Consider the following 20,860-nt stretch of genomic DNA (forward strand, 5'->3'; position numbering starts at 1 on the left):
GCTGGCGAAGCTACCAGCCGTCACGGGTGCCCCCGGGCCCCCGCACCCGGCGTGGCGGCGGGCTCCGCCCGTGCGGCGCAACGACGGCGCTGGACCGCCGAACCGCGCGCGGGCCTCGTGGACGCGGCCGGGACCGACGCCGGCTCGCGGCGCGCCGCCGGGACCGCCGTCGTTCCGGGTGCCGTTTGGGACGCGGGAAGCGGGGCAGCCGAGCGCTGCGGCGGAACGGCCGCGGGTGTGTGGGGAAAGAGCCCTGGGCGCCGGGTTTCCCCAGGCCCGGCGCCCGGTGGGCCCGCGTGGGAAGTCAGTCCCGCGAGCCGGGAACGGCCGCGAGGGCGACGGCGGCGAGCAGCAGCAGCGCCGGGGCGAGCGCGACGGCGTTGCCGTGGCGGATCTGCAGCAGGCCGCCGACGAGAGCGCCCGCGAACATGGCCGCGACCGACAGCACCCGGCGCACGGTGGCGGGTCCCGGGCGGTCCGCGGCGAGCCCGGTCACGGTGAGGGTGAGCACGGTGGTGGTCAGATCGGGCACGGCGAGCTTGCGGACCACGGCGTTCTGCAGGCCCATCCCCAGCGCGAGCAGCACGATCGGCACGTAGCGCGAGACGTCCGCGGCGCAGGCCCCCATGGCAACCGCCACCAGCACCGCGTGCGCGGCCACCAGCAGCGTGAACAGCCGTACGGGGTGCGCGACGCGTGACACCAGCCGCCCGCCGGCCGCCGCACCCGCGAAGAACGCCGCCCCCGCGGTCAGTGACGCGGCGGCGGACAGCGCGCGGTCCCCGGCGAGCGCGAAGCCCAGGAAGACCACATTGCCGGTCATGTTGGCCACGAAGACCCGGCCGAGTCCGAGGTAGCTGACCGCGTCCACCACGCCCGTGACGAAGGTCAGGACGACCAGCAGCGGCGGCAGCACCCCGTGGTGGCCCGGCGTCCCGGGGAAGAGGCGGGCGGCGGCCCGGCCGAGCGTCGATTCCATGGCGGAAGCCTGGCCGCACCCGCGGCAGCGCGCCACCACCTCGCGCGGGACGGGGTGTTCCGGTCACGGCGCGGGCAGCCTGCGCAGCGCCGGCAGGCCGCCGACGCCCGGCACCAGGGCGGAGATCCGGGCGGCGGTGGCGGAACCCTCCGCGCGGTGCACGGCGACGACGGCCCAGAGGTAGGCGCAGCCGTGGACCGGCCCCATGAAGGAGGAGACCGGCGGCAGACGGACGGTGGCCAGGCTGGCGAGCAGCACGATCAGCGAGAGCAGTTCGACGGCGGAGGCGATCCGCGGCGGGCGCACGGCGGTCACGCTCCCGAGGTCGGCGCCGGTTCGTTCACGCTGCGCGCCCCGTGCCCGCGGGGGGTGAACGGCGGCGGTGCCGGCGGCATCGCCGCCGGGTCGGGGCGGCGTACGCGCGGCGCCGCCGCCGCAGGTGCCGCGCGAGCCCCGCGCCCTGCATCGCCTTTCCGCCATCCGCACAGCGGCCGCACGTCAGCGGGAGGACACCAGAAGGTCGTGTCGGCAGGGCAAGAAGGGACGACAGTACCTGCGGACAGGCGCGTGAGGCGCGGGGGCTAAAGAGATCATGGTCATATCCATCCAGCACATCCGAGCCGTCATGCGACGGCTGCCCGTCCGTCAGATCGCCTGCATGGCCCCCATCGTGCTGGTCGGCTACTGGGTCGTCCTGCACTGGCCGCTCATCGCCTCCGGCGGGCAGCAACTCCTCGACGCCAACCGTGCCTGGCTGCTGGCCGCGATGGCGGCCACCGGGCTCGGCTGGGTCGCGGTCTCCCTGATGCGGCAGGGCGTCGTCCTGGAACGGCTCCCCGCCGGACGGCTGCTGGCCACGCAGTTCGCCGCGGGCGCCGCCAACCACCTGCTGCCCGCCGGCATCGGCGCGAGCGCGGTCAACCTCCGCTTCATGCGGGCGTGCGGCCTGCCGCCGGCCCGGTCGGCGGCGGCCATCGCCCTGTACTTCCTCGCCGAGTGCGCGGGACGCGGGGCGCTGCTGGTGCTGCTGATCGCCGTCTTCCCCCACGCGCTGCGGCTGCACGGCCTGCTGCCGAACGGCATCTCGTTCTCGGTGGGCACGACCGCCGCCGTGATCGCGGGCGTCTGCGCGGTGGCGGTGACCGGCCTGCTGGCCGTGCGGAAGGTGCGCACCGCCGTCCGGGCCTTCCTGGCCACCGCGCTCACCGACGCCCGCACGCTGCACGCCCGCCCCTCGCGCGCGGTGGCCCTGTGGGCCGGGGCGCTCGCCTTCCCGGCCCTTCAGGCGGCCGGCCTGGTCGCCGTGTCGATGGCCCTCGAGATGCCGGTGCCGATCGGCCATGTCGCCGTCGCCTACGTCGCCGCGAGCATCGCGGCTGCCGCCCTGCCCACCCCGGGCGGCCTCGGCTCCGTCGACGCCGCGCTCGTCTTCGCCCTCGTCGCCTCCGGCGCCTCCGTGGCGGCGGCCACCTCCGTCGTCCTCGGCTTCCGCATCGTCACGGTCTGGCTGCCGCTCATCCCGGGCGCGCTGACACTCGGCGCGCTCGTGCGCTGGAAGGTCGTCTGACCGACGCGCGCCATCTGGGCACCCGAGGCGCTCACCGCCTCCGCCGCAGGACGGTGACGCGGCGAGCCGGAACCCCCGCCCGTGCCCTCCCCGGCAGCCGCGCGTCCCAGGCCCGCAGGCCCTCACCGCAAGGTCCACCGCCCCCGGCCCACCCGAGCACGCACCCCCAAGCCGTCACCGCCTCCGCCGCAGGACGGTGACGCGGCGAGCCGGAACCGCGCCCATGCCCACCCCGGCAGCCGCGCGTCCCAGGCCCGCAGGCCCTCACCGCAAGGTCCACCACCCCCGGCCCACCCGAGCACGCACCCCCAAGCCCTCACCGCCTCCGCCGCAGGACGGTGACGCGGCGAGCCGGAACCCCAGCCTTCCCAGACGGGATCCACCCCGTCGACACCACGCCCATGCCCACCCCGGCAGCCGCTCAGCCCGTGCGCGCTGACCCTGACCGCAAGATCCGCCGACCCACACGCACCACCCCGGCCCACCCGAGCACGCACCCCCAAGCCCTCACCGCCTCCGCCGCAGGACGGTGACGCGGCGAGCCGGAACCCCCGCCCGTGCCCTCCCCGGCAGCCGCGCGTCCCAGGCCCGCAGGCCCTCACCGCAAGGTCCACCACCCCCGGCCCACCCGAGCACGCACCCGCCTCGTCGAGCCGCACCCGTGCGCTCGAAGGCCGCCCGGACCCCGCGAAAACCCGTGGCCGGCGGGGCCGCCGCGTGCCACCCTGACCGCCGGGCACGAGCCCCAGGAGTGGGGAAGTGGGGACGTTGGAGCCGCACGAGTACGCCGATCAGGACGCCGTCGGCCTGCGGGAGTTGATCCGCGCGGGCGAGGTGACCGCCGCCGAGGTCGAGACCGTCGCGCGGCACGCCCTGGCCGAGGCCGGCGCCGGGCTCAACGCCCTGACGCTGCCGCTGTTCGACCCGGCACCCGCCCACGCCGCGGACGGACCGCTGGCGGGCGTGCCGTTCGTGGTCAAGGACGGCGGCCCGTTCGTCAGGGGCGTGCCCTTCACCCTGGGCAGCCGCGCCGTGCGGGGCGCCGTCGCGGACGCCGACCACGACCTGATGGGCCGCTTCCGGGACGCCGGGCTGGTGGCGCTCGGCCAGACCACGGCACCCGAGTTCGGGCTGAACTTCGCCACCGAGCCACTGCGTTACGGGCCGACCCGCAACCCCTGGGACCCGGCGCGCGGTGTCGGCGGTTCCAGCGGCGGCGCGGCCGCCCTGGTGGCCGCGGGCGCGGTGCCGGTGGCCCACGCCAACGACGCGGGCGGCTCGATCCGCATCCCCGCGTCCTGCTGCGGCCTGGTCGGGCTGAAACCGTCCCGGGGCCGCACGCCGTCAGGACCGCTCGCGGGCGAGGCGGCCTTCGGGCAGCAGGCGGAGTTCGCCCTGACCCGGACGGTCCGGGACGCCGCCGCCCTCCTCGACGCCGTCGGCGCGCCCGTGCCCGGGGACAAGGTGGCCCTGCCGGCGGTCCCGCGCCCCTATGCCGACGTCGTACGCGCGGACCCGGGACGGCTGCGGATCGCGCTGACGACCGCGGCCTGGACCGGCGGCACGGTCGACCCGCAGGTCGCCGCCGTCACCGTGGACGCGGGCAGGGTGCTGGAGTGGATCGGGCACCGCGTGACCGAGGACTCCCCCGCCGTGGACGGCGAGTCGCTGGTGGAGGCCTCGGTGCTGGTCGCGCTGGCGAGCGGCGGGGCGGTGCTGCGCGCGGCGCCCCGGCTGGACCGGTCGCGGCTGGAAGCGGTGTCGCGCGCGGTGCTCGCCGAGACCGAGGCGTGCACCGCGCTGGAGCTGATGGCGGCCCTCGACGCCCAGCACCGGGTCACCCGCGCGGTCGGCCGCTTCTTCACCGCGTACGACCTGCTCCTCACCCCGACGCTGGGCGCCCTGCCCGCACCGCACGGCACGCTCGCCCAGGACGACCCGCGCCACACCGTACGGTCCTGGCTGCGGCGGCTGTTCGCGTACGGCCCGTTCACGGCGGCGTTCAACGTCTCCGGGAACCCGGCGATCAGCCTGCCCCTGGGCCTGAGCCGCGAGGGGCTGCCGGTCGGGGTCCAACTGGTCGCCGCCCAGGGCCGGGAGGACCTGCTGCTGGGCGTCGCCGCCCAGCTGGAGCAGGCCGTTCCGTGGCGGGACCGCAGGCCGCCGTACGCCGTCGGCTAGGTCGTGCCCGGGGTGGGCGGTACGACGGGGACGGTGGGACCGGAGGTGGGCTCGGCGGGACTGGCGCTCGGGGAGGCGGAGGGCGTGGCCGTCCTGGGCGGGGCGCTGGGGACGGGGGTGGGCGGGGTACTGGGCATCGCCGGGAGCGAGTAGACGTGGCCGGGCGACACGATCTTCGTGACGGCCTGGGCGAACAGGGTGCTGGGTTCGCTGCCCTGGTGCGCGGTGTCCGAGTTGAGCAGCAGCACGACCGTCGCCTCCGCGTCCGGGAGGTAGACCACCACGGTCTGGTAGCCGGGCAGGGAGCCGTTGTGGCCGATCCAGCCGTGGTTGTCGAAGATGCCGAGGCCGTAGCCGGTGCCCGGGAGCCCGGTGGGCTTGAAGTCCAGGCGCTCCTTCTGGCTCGCGGGGGAGAGGATCGTCCCGGTGGCCAGGGTGTGCGCCCAGGTGCGCATGTCCCGCAGGTCGGAGACCATGGCGCCGGCGGCCCAGGCCCAGGAGGGGTTCCAGCCGGTGGCGTCGGTCTCCTGCCCGTCGGCCGTGTCCGTCGTGTAGCCGTGGGCGTGCGGGTCGGGGAGGGAGGCGTTCTTGGGGAAGGACGTGTGCCCGAGCCGGGCGGGTGAGATGACGTTGCGCTGGAGATAGCCGGCGAGCGGCTGCTTGGCGACCTTCTCGATCACCATGCCGATCAGCACCGTGTTGGTGTTGGAGTACTGGAACTTCTGCCCGGGCGCGGAGTTCGAGGGGTGCTGGAACGCGTAGGCCAGCAGCTCCGCGGGGAGGAACTCGCGCTCGGGGTTCTCCTTCAGCGCCTTGTCGAAGCCCTGGTCCTCGGAGTAGTTGAACAGTCCGCTGCGCATGTCGGCCAGCTGACGCAGGGTGATCTTGTCGCCGCCGGGCACGCCGTCCACGTACTTCCCGACCGGGTCGTCCAGCTTCACCTTGCCCTGGTCGACCAGCCGGAGCAGTCCGGTGACGGTGAAGGTCTTGGTTACGCTGCCGATGCGCATGAACAGGTCGGACGTCATCTTGGCGTCCGACTGCTTGTCGGCCACGCCGAAGGCGCGCACGTAGGAGCCCTTGCCGTTCGCCCACACTCCGGCGATCACGCCGGGCACGCCCGTCTCCTTCAGCACGTCCTGGATCGCCGAGTCGAGCCGCTTGGCGGTGTCGCCGCTCAGCTCGGGGAAGGCCGCGCTGCCGGGCGGGGCCGTGCCGTCCGTGGACCCGGTGGCGGGGGACGAGGACGCCGCCGCGGGGGCGGTGGCGTCCGGCCGGTCGGTGCGGGCGGGGCCGCCGCAGGCCAGGGCCGTGGGGAGGGCCGCGGCGGCCAGCGCCACCGCGATCGCCCGACTCACTCGGCTGCGGTTCCTGGGCGGACGTGCGCACGTGGGCGTCATGTCTGTTCTGTGCCTTTCGGCCGTGGGGTGAGGACGAGGGCGCGCCATCGCGAACGTAAGCCGCTCACCGGGGAACGGCGACCGGAGAGCGGCCGGGAACGGCCGTGCGGGTGACAACCGTCCACAGCCGGGGTCTTGACGGGGCGTCGGACCGTTGGGTTGAGTGGATGAGCCACTGAGCCACTGGAGGGTGAGATGGAAGCGCTGCCGCGTGAGTCGATCGTGGACGTCCTGGAGGACCGGTTGCGCGAGGAGATCCTCGCCGGCCGCCACCCCGCCGGCACGCTCCTGCCGCCCGAACGGCAGCTCGCCGAGGGCTACGGCGTCACCCGCACCACGCTCAAGCACGCCTTCGGGCGGCTCGTGCAGGCCGGTCTGCTGGAGACCCGGCACGGCATCGGCACCCGCGTGCGCGACTACGAGCGTCTCGGCGGCGCCGACCTGCTGCCGATGCTCGTCCGGCACGACGCCCGCTGGCTCGGCGAGATCTTCGAAGTGCGGCACGGCGTCGGCACGTTGATCGCCGGTACGGCCGCCTCCCGGGCCACCGCCGCCCACCGGGCCCTGCTGCGGACACGGATCGAGGCCGTGCGCGAGGCCGGGCAGCCGGACGCGGTGCAGTTGGCCGACGCCGAGGTGCACCGCGCGCTGGCCCGCGCGACCGGCAACCGCGTCTACGTGCTGCTCACCAACACCCTCTTCAACGCCTACCTGCCGATGCGGCGTCACCTCTCCGGTCCGTTCCAGGACCCGGAGGAGGCCCACGGGCGGCTCGAACCGGTCGTCGCCGCCGTCGAGGCGGGCGACGCCGCCGCGGCCCGCGAGGCCGCCGAGGCCTATCTCACCGCCACCGAACGCATCATGCGCGCCGGGCTGAAGGCGGCGACCCGGTGAACGCCCCCCGCGGCACCGCCTTCGCCGAGACCATGACCGGCACCGTACGGCTGTCCGGCGAGGACCGGGACCGGCCGGTGCGGATGGAACTCGCCGTCCGCAGCGACCGGTTGCTGCTCCCCCACCGCACCACGCCCGCCCGGGTCACCGGACGGCTGCGTATCGCGGGCCGCGCCGACGACCTCGCGGTCACCGGCACCCTGGAGATCTCGCCGCTGGCCCGGCGGCGCATCCACTACCGGCTGGAGTTCACCCTCGACGGGCAGCGTCACGTCCTCGACGGCTGGAAGTCGGTCACCCCGCGGCACCCGCTGCGGTCGATGACCGTCCTGCCGTTCACCCTCACCCGGGACGGCTCCCCAGAACCGGCCGGCACCGGGACGCTGCGCTTCCGCACCGCCACCGCGCTCGGGCCGTTCCTCGCGAGCTTCCGCTTCCCGGTCCGCGACGAGGCCCGTACGCAGTGGGCACCCCGCTCCGGCGGCACCCCCGGCCGCACCGAGGTCTGGTACACCACCGCCACCGACCCCGCCACCGGCGCGGGACTGTGGCTGCACCACGAAGTGGTCACCCCCGCCGACGGCAGCGGTGCCCACGCGCACGGCTGGGCGGCCGTCTTCCCCGCCAAGGGAGCGGAACCCGTCGAGCACGCCCGCTTCGGCCCGGTGCCGTGGGACGCCACCGGCGGCGTGCCGGAGGGCTTCGCCGCGGGCGGCATCGAGGCCGTACCGGGGCGGCTGCGCGGCACGGCGGGCGCCCTGTCCTGGGACCTCACCGAGGACCCCGGGGAGACCGAACCGCTCTACACCTTCCCCCGCTGGTCGTGGCGGCGGCCGCTGCTGCCTGCGGCGCAGATCGTGCCGTCGCCGCGGGCCCACTACACCGGCCGCGTCCGCCACGCCTCCGGCGAGCTGGACCTGCGGCGGGCGCCCGGCGCGTCCGCCCGGATCTACGGTCACGGCAACGCCCGCCGCTGGGCGTGGCTGCACGCGGACCTCGGGGACGGCGACGTCCTGGAGATCGTGGCCGCCGTCTCCACCCGCCCCGGGCTGGACCGGCTTCCCCCGCTGGTCTTCCTCCGCCTGCGCAAGGACGGCCGCGACTGGCCGCGCGGCGGAATGCGCCCCGCCCTCGGCCGCGCGGGGCTGCGGCGCTTCACCGCCGCGATCGGCCTCCCGCAGTGGACCGTCACCGGCCGCGCAGGCCGGCGGCGCGTCACCGTACGGGTCACCCAGCACCCCGAGCGCACCCTCGCCCTCGACTACGCGGACCCCGACGGCGCCGCCGCCGTCTGCCGCAACAGCGAGACCGCCGACGCCCACGTCCTCCTCGAACGCCGTGACGCGGGCCGCTGGCACACCGAGGCCGAATGGACCCTCGACGGCACCGCCCACGCGGAGGTCGGCGACCGGTGAGCGCGGTACAGGGGCTGGTGGCGGCGCTGCTGGCCGCCGAGGGGAAGGACGACTGGACCGCGGGGGTGGCCGGGCGGCTGGAGGGCCTGCTCGCGGCGATGCCCGCACAGGCGCGGCACGGATTCCGCGCGGCGGCCGCGGCGGTCGACGGCTACGCCAGGACGCGGACCGGGCACGGGCTGGAGGCGCTGACGCCGGACCGGCGGGAGGCGGTGCTGACCGGGCTGGCGGCCCGGCCCGCGCTGCTGCCGCTGCTGGACGTGGTGAAGGTGCCGGTCCTGCTGGCGGCCGGGACCGAACGGATGCTGCGCACGGGCACCCCGGCCGCCGTGCCCGTCGCCCCGCAGGACCCGCCGCTGGACTGCGTGCCCGCCGCGCGGTGGCCGGACCGCGCACGGGCGGACGCCGTCGTGATCGGCTCCGGCGCGGGCGGCGCGATGGCGGCCCGGACCCTGGCGCGGGCCGGGTTGCGGGTCCTGGTCCTGGAGGAGGGCCGCCGTCACACCACCGCGGAGTTCGGGCGCCGGGCCCCGCTGGACCGCTTCGCCGAGCTGTACCGCGACGGCGGCGCGACCGTCGCCCTCGGCAGCCCGCCGCTCGTCGTCCCCACCGGCCGTGCGGTCGGCGGCACCACGGTCGTCAACTCCGGCACCTGCTATCGCACCCCGGACCATGTGCTGGCCCGCTGGCGCCAGGAGTACGGGCTCGGCGCCTTCGCGGACGCGGCGGCCTTCGGCGCGCGCCTGGACGAGGTCGAAGCCACCCTGCGCGTGGCCACCCAGCCGCTCGACGTCCTCGGCCGCAACGGCACGCTCGCGCTGCTCGGCGCGCGCGAACTCGGCTGGCGGGCCGGCCCGCTGCGGCGCAACGCGCCCGGCTGCCGCGGCTCGTGCCAGTGCGTGGTGGGCTGTCCGGCCGGGGCCAAGCAGAGCGTGCAGCTGTCCGTGCTGCCGCAGGCGTGCGCCGCCGGGGCGCGGATCGTCACCGGCGCGTCGGTACGCCGGGTGCTGACCGACCCGGACCGGCCGGGCGGCCCGCGGGCCTGCGGGGTCGCCGTCCGGCGTGCCGACGGCAGCACCCTGGAGATCCTGGCCCCGCTGGTGGTGGTCGCCGCCGGTGCGCTGGAGACCCCGCCGCTGCTGCGCCGCTCCGGGCTCGGCCGGCACCCGTGGACCGGCCGCAACCTCGCCGTCCACCCGGCGACCAGCGTGGCCGGGCGCTTCGCCGAGCCCGTCGCGGACGGCGGCCCGGCAGTGCTCCAGAGCGCCGGCGTGGAGGAACTGCACGCGGACGGCATCCTCATCGAGGCCACGGCCCCGCCGCCGGGCATGGGCTCCTTCGTCCTGCCGGGTGTCGGGCGGGAGTTGCGCGCGGAGCTGGAGGACTCCGGCCGGCTGGCCACGTTCGGCGCGATGATCGCGGACCGGCCGGCCGGCCGGGTGCTGGGCCGCGGGCGTCCACTGCTGCGCTACGACGTCGACCCGCGCGACGGCCGGCGTCTGCTGCGCGCGGTGCGCGCCATGGGCGATCTGCTCTTCGCCGCGGGGGCGCGGGAGGTCCTCACCGGCATCCCGGCCGCGCCGAGGGCACGTACGCCCGCCGAGTTCCACGACGCACTGGAACGCGTGACGGTACGTCAGTTGCACCTGTCGGCGTTCCATCCCACCGGCACCGTCGCGATGGGCGCCGACCCGCGGACCGCGCCCGCCGGACCGGACGGCCGGCTGCGCGGCGTGGCGGGCGTCCACATCGCCGACGCCTCCGCGCTGCCCAGTTGCCCTGAGGTGAATCCGCAGCTCAGCATCATGGCGATGGCGTCGGCCGTGGCCGAGGCGGCGGTGGCCTCGGTCAGCTGAGGCGCATCGCCGCTCAGGTCGTCGTGCCGTGCGCGTAGAGCTTGCCGTCGTGTGTGCCGACGGCCACCGCCGAGGCGTGCGTCGTCGGCACGCACAACAGCAAGCTCTACGCGGCGCAGCGTGGGCGTCCCCGCGAGCACCGGCCGGATCATCTGCACCCCCAACGGGACGGTGGTGTACGTCGATCCGGCCGGCAGCCGGCTCATCACGGCGGAGCCGAGCGCCGAGTCCAGCAGGGTGGCGAGGGAACCGCCGTGCACGGTGCCCATCGGGTTGATCAGGTGGTCGCCGGGATCGCCCTCGAAGACCGTGCGTCCGTCCCCGTCCCCGTCCCCGACCCCGCCGAGCCGGAAGCCCAGCGTGCTCATGATCGAGGAGGCCGGGAACCGCCCGTCCAGCGCCCCTGGAGGGTCTCGGGGTCCGGCTCGGGGCGGCCTCCCAGGTGCGGGTGCGCGACCGACCCGCCGGGAGTGTCGCTCCCGGCAGGCTGGACACCGTTTCCGACACCCCGCCGCCGCTCACTCCATGCCGCGCCTGCCGGGGCTCCAGAACGGCTTGGTCAGCACCGACCTGCGCTCCCAGCCGCGTTCGCGGACCAGCACATTGCGCACGAGCTGCACGGTGCGGGCCTCCCCCGCGACATAGGCGACGCCGCCGGCCGGGTCGTCCGGCAGGTCCAGCGCCCGGACGGCCTCGACGAGCCCCTCGGAGGCCGCGGCGGAGGCCTCGCCCCGCAGCGGCCAGGCGAGCCGGTCCGCGTGCGCCAGGGGCAGCCGGTCCTCGGCGGTCGCCGTCTCCACGCAGCCGTGCACGGACGCGTCGCCGGGCAGCGCGGCGAGCATGGCGCCCAGCGCGGGCATCGCCGTCTCCTCCCCCACGAAGACGTGGTGCCGGGCCTCCGCACGCAGCACGAACGACCCCTCCGGCCGGCCCAGGCGCACCCGCGTCCCGGCCTCCGCCGCCGCGCCCCAGCGTGCGCCGGGCCCCGGTTCGGGATGCTCCATCACGCACAACTCGAGCGCGCCCGCCGGGTCGTGGCGCCACACCGAGTACGTCCGCCGGGTCATCCCGTCCACGTGCACCCGCACCTGCTGCCCCGGCCGGCAGGCCGCCTCGCCCAGCCCCGGCCCCTCGATCCGCAGCCGCCGCATGCGGGCGGCCGCGCGCTCCACGGACACCACCGTGCCGTGCAGCAGGAACCGGTCGAGCAACCGGTCACGCAGGGGGGTGCGTCGACCGCTGATCGCGCTCATTCGGGGGAACTCCTCGCCGCGGGGCCGCAGATGCGGTTCCACCGTAGGCTCCCGGGGACCCGCACCACCATCGTCCGGGTCAGGCGAAGCGGGCACTGGACACCGGCCCCGCGGAGGGCGCCCGCTCCCGCGGTCCGTCCGGCCACCGCCCGGCGAGCCGCGCGGCGAAGGCGCTGAAACCGGCGTCCGTGTCGGGCGGGGTGCCGCCGTCACCCGGGTCGGGCATCGGGTCGGCGGCCACGACCTCGTGCGCGATGTCGTACTCGGAGCGGTCGTCGGGCGGGACCACGCCGGGAGAGCCGTCGGGCGAGAGCCGCAGCCGCTCGCCCCAGGGCGCCACGCAGTGCTGCGCGAGCATTCCGCTGACGTCGGCGGACACGGCGGGCGGCCGGGTCCAGGACGTCGCGTGCTCGTACAGCACCTGCCCCGGGGCCGGGTCCAGGAGGCCACGGAGGATTCCGGGGTCCGCCGCGGCCAGGTCGTACGCGACGACGACGGTGTCCGGGCGGCCCGGCTCATAGGGCTCGACGGGCAGTTCCAGGACGCGTGCGGCGGCCAGGCCCATGATCCGGCTGGAGCGGTCGGGCAGCGCCGCCACCGCGCGCGGTGCCGTGCCGGTCGCGGTGAGCGCCGACCGGAGCCGGTCCAGGCCGCCCCGGCACAGGTCCGGACTGTCCTGGACGTAGGCGTACCGCCCCGTCATGCTCTCGAAGCCGTACGGGGACAGCGTCGCCAGCACGCCTCCGGTCAGCACGTAGTGCCAGCCGCGCAGGTCCCGCCCGTCCAGGGCCGTGGTCCCGGCCACGGCGCCGGCGCGTACGAGCCGGCGGCGCAGGCGCGTGTCGGCGGGCAGCCACCGCTCGTCGTCGCCCGCGGGTACGGGAAGCCGGGTGGTGGTGTCGCGGGCGAGTGCCAACTCACCTGCCATCAGCGCGTTGTGGGCCAGGAGATAGCGCTCGGGCCAGGCGGGCAGGGCGCTTTCGCGCTCTTTCAGCGGCTCCAGCGCCTCGTGGTGGCGTTCCTCGCGCTCCAGCGCGGCGACCAGTTCGACCAGGACTCGGCGGGAGTCCGGGGCCCCGCGCAGTGCGGCACGCAGGGCGGGCACGGCCAGGTAGGCGGCGCCCTCCTCCACGCAGGCGTAGCCGTACGCGTAGAGCTCCGCCACGCCGTCCGGTGCGGCGGCCAGTGCGGCGGCCGCCGCGGCCAGGTCGCCGGTGCCGGCGCGGAGGGCGAGGGCCTCGACGAGCGGGGCGAGGACGGCCGGGTCGGCGGTGTCGGCGTGCACACGCAGGGCGCGGACCGCGCCACCGGTGTCGCCGGCGTCGATGAGGCTGCGGATCTCGGTCAATTCGTGGTCCACGGGGCGGTTCCTCCAGGGTCCGGGCACGACGGGATGGACGGGGACGGACCCGTGGGAGGAGGGGAGCGACCGGGAGCGAGGACGTCCGGCGGCGCAGCCGGAGCCGCGGGGTTCACCGAGCGGGGCGGCGTGCGCCCTTCCGGTCGTGGGTGAGGGCGGTCATGCCGGGGATCATCCCCGGTATCTCCTCTGCGCGGCAACCGAATTCGCGCCGCCTGACGGGTGCGGCGGAACGCGGAACAGGGAGGGGGACGGCCCGTGCGGACCGTCCCCCCTCTGCCGCCTGCCGTCGGCCGATACCGCGCTACCGCGCCCCGAGCAGCGCGACCAGCCGGGCCGCCGATGTGCCCAGGCCCTGCGGGCCGGCCGGAGGCCGGGAGGTGCCGGGCGGCCGGCGCAGTTCCTCCTCGTCGTAGCGGCGGCAGCCGCGATGCCATGTCAGGATGCCCGCGAGCCAGTTCTCCAGCTCGCGCACATAGCGGTCCAGGACCGCGCGGGCCTCCACGCCGAGATCGAAGTCGTCGTAGAGCACGGGCAGTTCGTTCGCCGCCACGTGCTGGAACTCCTTCATGCGCCCGGTCATCAGGTCATGGACCACGGCGAGCGAGGCCGGCTCGTCGCAGTCGAAGAAGTTCTGCACCACCAGCAGGGCGTTGTGGATCTCGCCCTCGTACTCGATCTCCTTCCGGTACGAGAAGACGTCGTTCATCAGGCAGGCGTAGTCGGCGGCGGCGTTCTCCAGGGACCGCATCGGCCCGCTGCGGTACACCTCGTCCGGCACGGCCTGACCGTGCCCGAGCCGGCACAGGCTCATCGTCAGTTCGGAGCCGAAGGTGCGGCGGCGCATCTCCAGGTAGTCGACGGGGTCGGGGATCCGGTTCTGCGCCTGGTTGGCCAGTTCCCACAGCCAACTGGCGGTCATGCTCTCGACGGCGGCACGGAAGCGGCTTCGCGCCTCGGGCGTCATCGGCCCGGACGTCCGCGCCCACAGGTCGGCCAGACCGCGCTCCAGGGCGTTGACCGGTTCGGGCGCGGGCGTGCCGTCGACCGGCATGAAGGCCGGCAGGCGGTCGTTGGCGGCGCGGGCGCCGGCCAGGTCGCGGGTGCGGCCGAAGACCGCCGGAAACCAGTCGTCGGCGTAGGTCCCCCACGTGAGCCAGCCGGACGTGAGGTCCAGCGCCTCGGGGGACGCGTCGGGATGGATGCCCGCGGCGCACAGCGGGAAGTCGAACGCGACCAGCTTGCGCTCGTCCCACACGAAGGAGGAGGGGACACCGGGCTGCGGCACCAGCAGGCCCATCCGGTGCGCCCAGTCGGCGATGTTGCGCCGGGCCGCTTCCAGGTGCGGGCTGAGCGTGGCCGGGAAGGGCATCAGGAAGTCGGGCAGCGGGAACGGCCCGGTCCGCCGCGGCCCATGGGTGAAGCTCCGGACGCGGGCGGCCTCGGAGCGCTGGGTGGTCCGCACCGTGCCGGCCGACAGCCCGATCCCGCCGGGCAGCGCGAACGGCGACCAGCCCGTGGCCGCGGGGGCCCCCGCGCCGCCGCCGTTCATGTAGCGGCTGGAGCGCATGTGCCACTCGTGGCCGCCGGACTGCCAGTCCTGAAGGCCCTTGATGTACGCCAGCACGGCGGCGCACTGCGCCGCGTCGAGCCCGTGCTCCGCGACGAGCGGCGGCAGTTCGGTCACCGCGGTGTTCTCGAACTGGTGCAGGCGCGAGGTCAGCAGGTCGTTGACGGACTCCGCCGCCTCCTGGGTCGTGCACCCCAGGAAGGTCTCCAGGACGAGCACGCCGTTGCTGAGCTCGCCCTCCTCCTCCGTCTCGCGCTGGTACGAGAACAGGTCGTTGCGCAGGTGCACCCCGTCGGAGAAGGCGTCCCGCAGCACGAGCATCGGCCGGGACCGGGCGATCGCGGCCGGCACCTCGGCCCCGGCCGCGTACTCCACCAGGCCCGCGGACCACGGCGCGCCGCCGACCTTGCGGCGCATCTCGATGTACTCCACCGGATTGGGCACCCGGCCCGCGTTGATGTTGGACAGCTCCCACAGCGACTCGTTGAGCAGGTGCTCGGTGCTCTCGGCGAACCGCCGGCGCCAGTCCAGCGACATGGCGGGGACGGTGCGCCGCCACAGATCGGCGAGCCCGGCCTCGACCGGGTTGACCGGCTCGGGCATGCCCTGTGCCAGGTCCATCGGCATGAAGGCGGGCAGCCGGTCGAGGTAGGCCTTGCCACCGCGACGGTCCTGGGAGCGCTTGAACGTCTCCAGGAAGTGGTCGTCGAAGAAGAAGACCCACACGTACCAGTCCGTCACCAAGGAGAGCTCGGGTCCCGGGCAGTCGGGGTGTGTATAAGCGCACAGCAGCGCGTAGTCGTGCGCGTCGAGGTCGGCGGTGTCCCAGATGCCCGAACCCTCCAGCATCCCCATGTCCCGCGCCCACGTGCGGGAGTGCTCCCGCGCCTCCTCCAGACGGGGGTTCAGGCGCGCGGGGTGCGGCAGGTAGAAGTCGGGAAGTTCAAATGGCTGCGTCACTCGTTCAGCGCTACCCGCACGGATGGGGGCTATCCGGCAGAGCGGTCATGTCACACGAAGGGGTGACGAACCGAACATGACGCCGCGACCAGGGTGGCGTTCGGGGACGCCTCCGGGGCCGCGGCGTGCTATGGAACGGCAGGGTGTGCGGGGCCGGCACGGCCGGCCGCCCTGCCGGTCAGACCGGGTGGCCGAGCTTGTCGTCCCTGCCGTGGTGACCGTCCCCGCCGTGGTGGTCGAGGTGGTCGGCGTGGTCGCCCCATCCGCGGCACAGGGCCCAGATGATGAAGATGTCGATCGCGATCATCAGGAAGGCCCAGAACGGCGTGTACGGCAGCCAGGCGAAGTTCACCAGGATGTTGAACGCGATCAGCGCCACACCCGCGACCCGTGCCCACCTCGGCGCGCTGGAGAGCAGGGCCGTGCCGACGATGAGGACGAGGACGCCCAGCACGAGGTGGATCCAGCCCCACGCCGTCAGGTTCCACTTGAAGATGTAGTGGCCAAGCCGGACCCAGACGTCGTCCTTGGCGATGGCGGAAATGCCCTCGAGGATGGCCCAGACACCCGAGACCATCATCAGGACGCCCGCGAACACGGTGCCGCCGGTCGCCCAGCCCGAGTGGTGATGCGGCTTGACCGACTGCGTCTGCTGGCTCATCACAAGGCTCCCATCGCGTCGGTGGGTGGACACCTCACACGGTCCGCCCGCACCGCCCGGTCGGCCATCGGCGATGGGCCGTTCGGGTGACGCGGGAGCGACACGCCCCGCGCGCCGCCCGGCACGGAGCCGCGCGAGTTCACCGGCGCATCGTCCTGTCCGGGCTCGTCAGCGCCGTCAGGGGCGCCGGCGGCGGCACACCGCGGGAAACACCCGGCCCGGCCCTCGCCCCCGGGACGCGGAAACGCGGAAACGCGGAGGCCTACGGAGCTCGGCGCCTCCGGACCGAGGACGGTATGCCCGCCCCGCCCGAAGGCCGGGATTCCCTGCGAGGATCAGGGGATGGCAACCACACTCCGGCTGTCCCAGCAGCCCGAGGCCGACGCGCTGCTCGGCCGCAGCCCGCTCGCCGCACTCACCGGCATGCTCCTGGACCAGCAGATCCCGATGGAATGGGCCTTCACCGGCCCGCACACCATCGCCACGCGCATGGGCCGCGACGACCTGGACGCCCATGAGATCGCGGCCTACGACCCCGAGGCCTTCGTCGCCCTGTTCTCCGAGAAGCCGGCCGTGCACCGCTACCCGGGCTCGATGGCCAAGCGCGTCCAGCAGTTGTGCCAGTACCTCGTCGAGCACTACGACGGCGACGCCGAGGCGGTCTGGCGCGGTGCCGGTGACGGCAGGGAACTGCTGAAACGGCTGGGCGACCTGCCCGGCTACGGCAAGCAGAAGGCGCAGATCTTCCTGGCCCTGCTCGGCAAGCAGCTCGGCGTCACCCCCGAGGGCTGGCGCGAGGCCGCCGGGCTCTACGGCGAGCAGGGCTCGTTCCGCTCCGTGGCCGACATCACGGGACCGGAGTCCCTGGACAAGGTGCGGGCCTTCAAACAGGAGGCCAAGCGCGCGGCCAAGGCGGCCCCGCCCGCCAAACCCGCGAAACCCGCGAAACCCGCCAAGAAGGCCAAGGCCCAGGACTAGCGGCGGCGTCGCTTGGACGTGCCGAAGAGGGACCGGGTGATCTCGCGCCCGAACTGGGTGCCGACGGAGCGGGCCAGCGACTGGAAGACGCCGCTGCCGATCACCTGCTCCACGACCCCCGGCTCCTCCTTCGGCCGCTGCTCCCCCTCCTCCCGCTTACGGGCCGCGGGTCCGGCCGCCGCGGGCCGCTCGCTCAGGCGCTCGTACGCCGACTCCCGGTCCACCGCCTGGGCGTAGCGCGGATACAGCGCGGAGCCCTTCACGGCCGCCTCCAGCGCCTCCGGGGCGACCGGTCCCATCAGCGACCGCGGCGACCGCAGCCGGGTGGCGGCGACCGGGGTGGGGGCGCCGTTCTCGCCGAGCACCGTGACCACCGCCTCGCCGGTGCCGAGACCGGTGAGCAGTTCCTCCAGGTCGTACGGGGACACCGGGAAGGTCCGCACGGTCGCCTTGAGCGCCTTGGCGTCCTCCGGGGTGAAGGCGCGCAGCGCGTGCTGGACCCGGTTGCCGAGCTGCCCCAGCACATCGGCGGGCACGTCCTTGGGCGTCTGCGTCACGAAGAAGATCCCCACCCCCTTGGAGCGGATCAGCCGCACGGTCTGCGTGATCGCCTCCAGAAAGGCCTTGCTCGCCCAGGAGCGCCCCGAGATCGAGCGCCGGTCCGGTGAACGCGTACCCCTGGGCGATGGTCCGCGCGGCGTCGGGCGTCGTCGGCGTGGTCATGGGCTGCTCCGCTGCTCCCGCTATCACCGTATTTGCCCACCATCGCACTCCCGCACCATTGCTGCGCCCGTACGCCCTTGCCCGGTAGGCTTTCCGTGTGATCTTCAAGCGCATCGGAAACGGGCGGCCGTATCCCGACCACGGCCGGAAAAGCACCCGTGAATGGGCGGACGTCGCCCCACGTCCGGTACGCCTCGACCAGTTGGTCACCACGAAGGGGCAACTCGACCTGGAGACCCTGCTCGCCGAGGACTCGACGTTCTACGGGGACCTGTTCGCCCATGTCGTGAAGTGGCAGGGCGACCTCTACCTGGAGGACGGGCTCCACCGTGCCGTGCGCGCGGCACTCCAGCAGCGGCAGGTGCTGCACGCGCGCGTGCTGGAGATGGACTGAACCCGGACGGCCGAGAGGGCACCGGCGGGCGGTACTGACATCCGTTCAGCCGATTGTTGACCCTTTCGGGTTCAAGTCGTCCCGATTGGCCGCGATTGGTTGATCGTTTAGTAGGCCAAGTCGGAATCCAGCACTACGCTGCGCACATGAGCATGCTGACGCCCCCTGGCATGGGCGGGAAGTACCGTGTCACCGGGAACCAGTACCCACGAATGCGCCGTCCACGGAGCCGGGTCCGGATCGTGACGGTACTGGTCACGACCGTCGCCGTGCTCGGCCTCGCCGGCTGGGGCACGATGCAGCTGGTCGACGTCTTCGACGGCGACGCCGCAGCCAAGGGGAAGCCCGCGCAAGCGGCCAACGCCTCCAAGGAGCGGGCCTGCGAGGCGGTCGCACCGGCGCCCAGAACACCCGGCAGCAAACCCACCGCGTTCCCCGAGCCCGGGCAGCTCACGGTCAACGTCTACAACGCGACCGCCAAGAGCGGCCTCGCCAAGAAGACCGCCGACCAGCTCGCCGCCCGGGGCTTCAAGATCGGCACCTTCGGCAACGCCGACCCCGAGTACGACCGCAAGGTCACCGCGGCCGCCCTGCTGCTCGGCGGCTCCGGCACAAAGGCCGAGGCGGCCATGAAGGTGGTCGGCGCCCAGTTCAAGGGCACCACCGCCTACAAGCCCGCGGCCCCCAAGAGCAAGCACGCGGCCGACACCGTCGACCTGATGCTGGGCAAGGGCTTCACCACGCTCGCCGCCGACAGGGTCGTCGAGAGGAACCTCGTCCTCCTCGCCAAGCCGAGCGCGGCCCCACGTCCGGCCGGCTGCTAGGGCGGCCCGACACAGACGTCAGGGCGGTCCGGACCCCGTGCGGGGTCCGGACCGCCCTGACGTGTCGGAAGGGTGCCCGCTAGCCCGCGGTGCCGTAGAGGCGGTCGCCCGCGTCACCGAGGCCCGGGACGATGTAGCCGCTCTCGTTGAGGTGGCTGTCGACGGCGGCGGTGACGACGGTGACGGGCTTGCCCGCCAATGCGCGCTCCATGGCCTCGACGCCCTCCGGGGAGGCGAGCAGCACCACGGCCGTCACGTCGTCCGCGCCGCGCTCGATCAGCAGGTCGATCGCGGCGATCAGGGTGCCGCCGGTCGCCAGCATCGGGTCCAGCACGTACACCTGCCGCCCCGAGAGGTCCTCCGGCATGCGGGTGGCGTAGGTCTTGGCCTCCAGCGTCTCCTCGTCACGAATCATGCCGAGGAAGCCGACCTCGGCGGTCGGCAGCAGGCGCACCAGGCCCTCCAGCATGCCGAGACCGGCGCGCAGGATCGGCACGACCAGCGGCCGCGGGTGGGAGAGCCGTACGCCCGTGGTCCGCGCCACCGGCGTGGCGATGTCGACCTGCTCGGTGCGCACATCACGGGTGGCCTCGTAGGCGAGCAGGGTGACCAGCTCGTCGGCCAGCCGCCGGAAGGTCGGCGAGTCGGTGCGCTCGTCGCGCAGCGTGGTGAGTTTGTGCGCCACCAGGGGGTGGTCGACGACATGGATCCGCATGCCCACGACTTTAACGTCGCGCCCGCCCCCGGGCAGAAACGGCTGCCCCTGAGCGGCTGTGCAACGGGCCGCTTTGAAACCACACTGAAGGGGGAAGGCGAGCCCTTACGCCCGGACCGTACCGCCCGGGCCCCGCGGATCACCAGAGGTGTTGCCCCATGACGGAGCACGACGACGGTGGCGCCGACGCGAGCGACGCCCGTACGCAGCAGGAGCGCGACGCCGAACGCAGACGGCGCCGGACGATGTTCCTGCGGGAGCTGAACGAGGCCAAGGAGCTCCGCGACCGCGTGCAGCCACGCAGGGCGCGCGCGGCGCGGGCGCGCCAGCAGATGCGGATGCGCACCTTCCGCTGGTAGGCCACCAGGACGGCCCAACCGCCCCTGCCGGACGGGTTCCGGCGGGTCCCCGCAGGCCGCCGCAGGGAAAAAGCCGGAAGCCCTGGCACGCGGCGCGCGCGGAAGACCCTTCGCAAAGCCGAGGTTTCTGCCACGATGCCGAGTGTGGGCGGGGACCCCCGAGCTGATCATCCGGCTCCCGCCCGAAAGTCCGGACGGCCTGAGACCTGTGGGAGAGTCACGGTGTATTTCGCCGCACTGCTCGCGCGCACCGAGGACGGTTGGGAAGCGCGCGAGACCGATCTCGACGATGTGGAAACCCTCGGCGACCTGACCGAGGTGGCCCGTGCCGCCTCGACCGAGGAAGATACGGTCCTGGTCTTCATCGAGCAGGAGGACGCCTGGTTCGGCGTCGTCCGCTTGGACGGTGAAGAGGACCCCCGGATCTATGTGTCCGACGCCGCCGCGGCGGCCCGCAGCTCCTACGGCGAGATCCTGCTCACCGACGAGCTGCTCGGCCGTGACCCGGAGGACCTCGACGAGATCGTCGACCTCGACGGCACCGAGGAGGGTGACAGCGAGGAACTCGACGACGACGTGGTGCCGGGGCCGACCGAGGTCCATGTGCCCGTGGGCCCGCTCGGTGACGCCGAGCTGCTCGTGGACCTGGGGATGAGCGACAAGGAGCTGCTCGCGCTCAGCGGCGACGGCGCGCTGACGGGCGAGGCCCTCGGCGAGATCGCCGACTCGCTGGGCTGCGCGGACGTTCTGGAGGCGGTCCGCTGACCGATC

The 20,860-nt window shown here is 74.4% G+C and carries 18 protein-coding genes and 2 pseudogenes; 10 read left to right on the forward strand and 10 right to left on the reverse strand.

Going from position 1 to position 20,860, the window contains the following annotated elements:
* Positions 1-304: 304 nt before the first annotated feature.
* A complete protein-coding gene (locus tag RV983_RS17700; protein ID WP_475986736.1) occupies positions 305-979 on the reverse strand; it encodes a YoaK family protein in 675 nt (224 codons plus the stop codon).
* 63 nt (positions 980-1,042) lie between these two features.
* Positions 1,043-1,294, reverse strand: coding sequence for a DUF3817 domain-containing protein (locus RV983_RS17705; protein ID WP_475986737.1), 252 nt, complete (start codon positions 1,292-1,294; stop codon positions 1,043-1,045).
* A 277-nt stretch (positions 1,295-1,571) separates the two neighbouring features.
* On the opposite strand from RV983_RS17705, the gene RV983_RS17710 reads away from it, so the two are divergent.
* Both RV983_RS17710 and RV983_RS17715 read left to right on the forward strand, forming a co-directional pair.
* Positions 1,572-2,546, forward strand: a complete 975-nt coding sequence (locus RV983_RS17710; RefSeq protein ID WP_475986738.1) for a lysylphosphatidylglycerol synthase transmembrane domain-containing protein — start codon at positions 1,572-1,574, stop codon at positions 2,544-2,546.
* Between the two features lie 759 nt (positions 2,547-3,305).
* Entirely contained in the window at positions 3,306-4,727 is a 1,422-nt protein-coding gene (locus RV983_RS17715; protein ID WP_475986739.1) for an amidase, read from the forward strand.
* On the opposite strand, the gene RV983_RS17720 is transcribed toward RV983_RS17715, so the two are convergent.
* Entirely contained in the window at positions 4,724-6,127 is a 1,404-nt protein-coding gene (locus RV983_RS17720; RefSeq protein WP_475986740.1) for a serine hydrolase domain-containing protein, read from the reverse strand. The genes RV983_RS17715 and RV983_RS17720 overlap by 4 nt on opposite strands.
* A gap of 195 nt (positions 6,128-6,322) precedes the next feature.
* On the opposite strand from RV983_RS17720, the gene RV983_RS17725 reads away from it, so the two are divergent.
* Genes RV983_RS17725 through RV983_RS17735 form a run of 3 tightly spaced genes read left to right on the forward strand, consistent with a single transcriptional unit; the run spans position 6,323 to position 10,292 of the window.
* Complete coding sequence (locus RV983_RS17725) at positions 6,323-7,021, forward strand: FadR/GntR family transcriptional regulator (protein ID WP_475986741.1); 699 nt, start codon at positions 6,323-6,325, stop codon at positions 7,019-7,021.
* Complete coding sequence (locus RV983_RS17730; protein ID WP_475986742.1) at positions 7,018-8,436, forward strand: hypothetical protein; 1,419 nt, start codon at positions 7,018-7,020, stop codon at positions 8,434-8,436. The genes RV983_RS17725 and RV983_RS17730 overlap by 4 nt, the downstream gene beginning before the upstream one ends.
* A complete protein-coding gene (locus RV983_RS17735) occupies positions 8,433-10,292 on the forward strand; it encodes a GMC family oxidoreductase (protein ID WP_475986743.1) in 1,860 nt (619 codons plus the stop codon). Before RV983_RS17730 ends, RV983_RS17735 begins: the two co-directional genes overlap by 4 nt.
* Before the next feature lie 185 nt (positions 10,293-10,477).
* On the opposite strand, the pseudogene RV983_RS17740 reads toward RV983_RS17735, so the two are convergent.
* From RV983_RS17740 to RV983_RS17760, 5 genes and pseudogenes are all read right to left on the reverse strand, one after another.
* Positions 10,478-10,660: pseudogene (locus tag RV983_RS17740) on the reverse strand (PaaI family thioesterase); the annotation flags it as partial.
* Positions 10,661-10,810: 150 nt separating this feature from the next.
* A complete protein-coding gene (locus tag RV983_RS17745; RefSeq protein WP_475986744.1) occupies positions 10,811-11,545 on the reverse strand; it encodes a siderophore-interacting protein in 735 nt (244 codons plus the stop codon).
* 79 nt (positions 11,546-11,624) lie between these two features.
* The gene (locus RV983_RS17750) at positions 11,625-12,905 is read right to left on the reverse strand and encodes a hypothetical protein (RefSeq protein WP_475986745.1); all 1,281 of its coding nucleotides are present in this window, start codon (positions 12,903-12,905) and stop codon (positions 11,625-11,627) included.
* A 304-nt stretch (positions 12,906-13,209) separates the two neighbouring features.
* The gene (locus tag RV983_RS17755) at positions 13,210-15,435 is read right to left on the reverse strand and encodes a family 2 encapsulin nanocompartment cargo protein terpene cyclase (RefSeq protein WP_475986746.1); all 2,226 of its coding nucleotides are present in this window, start codon (positions 15,433-15,435) and stop codon (positions 13,210-13,212) included.
* A 178-nt stretch (positions 15,436-15,613) separates the two neighbouring features.
* A complete protein-coding gene (locus RV983_RS17760; protein ID WP_475986747.1) occupies positions 15,614-16,096 on the reverse strand; it encodes a DUF7144 family membrane protein in 483 nt (160 codons plus the stop codon).
* Between the two features lie 342 nt (positions 16,097-16,438).
* Between RV983_RS17760 and RV983_RS17765 the strand changes: the two genes are divergently transcribed.
* Entirely contained in the window at positions 16,439-17,074 is a 636-nt protein-coding gene (locus RV983_RS17765; RefSeq protein ID WP_475986748.1) for an HhH-GPD-type base excision DNA repair protein, read from the forward strand.
* Here RV983_RS17765 and RV983_RS17770 read toward each other — a convergent pair.
* Positions 17,071-17,706, reverse strand: a pseudogene (locus RV983_RS17770) (helicase HerA-like domain-containing protein); the annotation flags it as partial. The gene RV983_RS17765 and the pseudogene RV983_RS17770 sit on opposite strands and share 4 nt — an antisense overlap.
* Before the next feature lie 188 nt (positions 17,707-17,894).
* On the opposite strand from RV983_RS17770, the gene RV983_RS17775 reads away from it, so the two are divergent.
* Together RV983_RS17775 and RV983_RS17780 are read left to right on the forward strand one after the other, a co-directional pair.
* Positions 17,895-18,191: a type II toxin-antitoxin system VapB family antitoxin gene (locus tag RV983_RS17775; protein ID WP_319134963.1), complete on the forward strand. Its 297-nt coding sequence runs from the start codon at positions 17,895-17,897 to the stop codon at positions 18,189-18,191.
* A gap of 146 nt (positions 18,192-18,337) precedes the next feature.
* Entirely contained in the window at positions 18,338-19,015 is a 678-nt protein-coding gene (locus RV983_RS17780; RefSeq protein WP_475986749.1) for a LytR C-terminal domain-containing protein, read from the forward strand.
* A 79-nt stretch (positions 19,016-19,094) separates the two neighbouring features.
* Here RV983_RS17780 and upp read toward each other — a convergent pair whose 3' ends face one another.
* Positions 19,095-19,730: a uracil phosphoribosyltransferase gene (gene upp / locus RV983_RS17785; RefSeq protein WP_384290175.1), complete on the reverse strand. Its 636-nt coding sequence runs from the start codon at positions 19,728-19,730 to the stop codon at positions 19,095-19,097.
* 158 nt (positions 19,731-19,888) lie between these two features.
* Between upp and RV983_RS17790 the strand changes: the two genes are divergently transcribed.
* On the forward strand, positions 19,889-20,089 hold the full coding sequence (locus RV983_RS17790) for a hypothetical protein (protein ID WP_475986750.1): 201 nt from the start codon (positions 19,889-19,891) through the stop codon (positions 20,087-20,089).
* A gap of 222 nt (positions 20,090-20,311) precedes the next feature.
* Complete coding sequence (locus tag RV983_RS17795) at positions 20,312-20,854, forward strand: tRNA adenosine deaminase-associated protein (RefSeq protein WP_475986751.1); 543 nt, start codon at positions 20,312-20,314, stop codon at positions 20,852-20,854.
* The last annotated feature ends 6 nt before the right edge of the window (positions 20,855-20,860 follow it).

Source organism: Streptomyces sp. RLA123, assembly GCF_056270165.1.

Excerpts from the sequence above, each read along its gene's own strand:
- RV983_RS17780 (WP_475986749.1), top strand. The coding sequence starts at position 18,338 with ATGAGCATGCTGACGCCCCCTGGCATGGGCGGGAAGTACCGTGTCACC.
- RV983_RS17760 (WP_475986747.1), bottom strand. The coding sequence starts at position 16,096 with ATGAGCCAGCAGACGCAGTCGGTCAAGCCGCATCACCACTCGGGCTGG.
- RV983_RS17720 (WP_475986740.1), bottom strand. The coding sequence starts at position 6,127 with ATGACGCCCACGTGCGCACGTCCGCCCAGGAACCGCAGCCGAGTGAGT.
- RV983_RS17725 (WP_475986741.1), top strand. The coding sequence starts at position 6,323 with ATGGAAGCGCTGCCGCGTGAGTCGATCGTGGACGTCCTGGAGGACCGG.
- RV983_RS17765 (WP_475986748.1), top strand. The coding sequence starts at position 16,439 with ATGGCAACCACACTCCGGCTGTCCCAGCAGCCCGAGGCCGACGCGCTG.
- upp (WP_384290175.1), bottom strand. The coding sequence starts at position 19,730 with ATGCGGATCCATGTCGTCGACCACCCCCTGGTGGCGCACAAACTCACC.
- RV983_RS17745 (WP_475986744.1), bottom strand. The coding sequence starts at position 11,545 with ATGAGCGCGATCAGCGGTCGACGCACCCCCCTGCGTGACCGGTTGCTC.
- RV983_RS17710 (WP_475986738.1), top strand. The coding sequence starts at position 1,572 with ATGGTCATATCCATCCAGCACATCCGAGCCGTCATGCGACGGCTGCCC.
- RV983_RS17790 (WP_475986750.1), top strand. The coding sequence starts at position 19,889 with ATGACGGAGCACGACGACGGTGGCGCCGACGCGAGCGACGCCCGTACG.
- RV983_RS17700 (WP_475986736.1), bottom strand. The coding sequence starts at position 979 with ATGGAATCGACGCTCGGCCGGGCCGCCGCCCGCCTCTTCCCCGGGACG.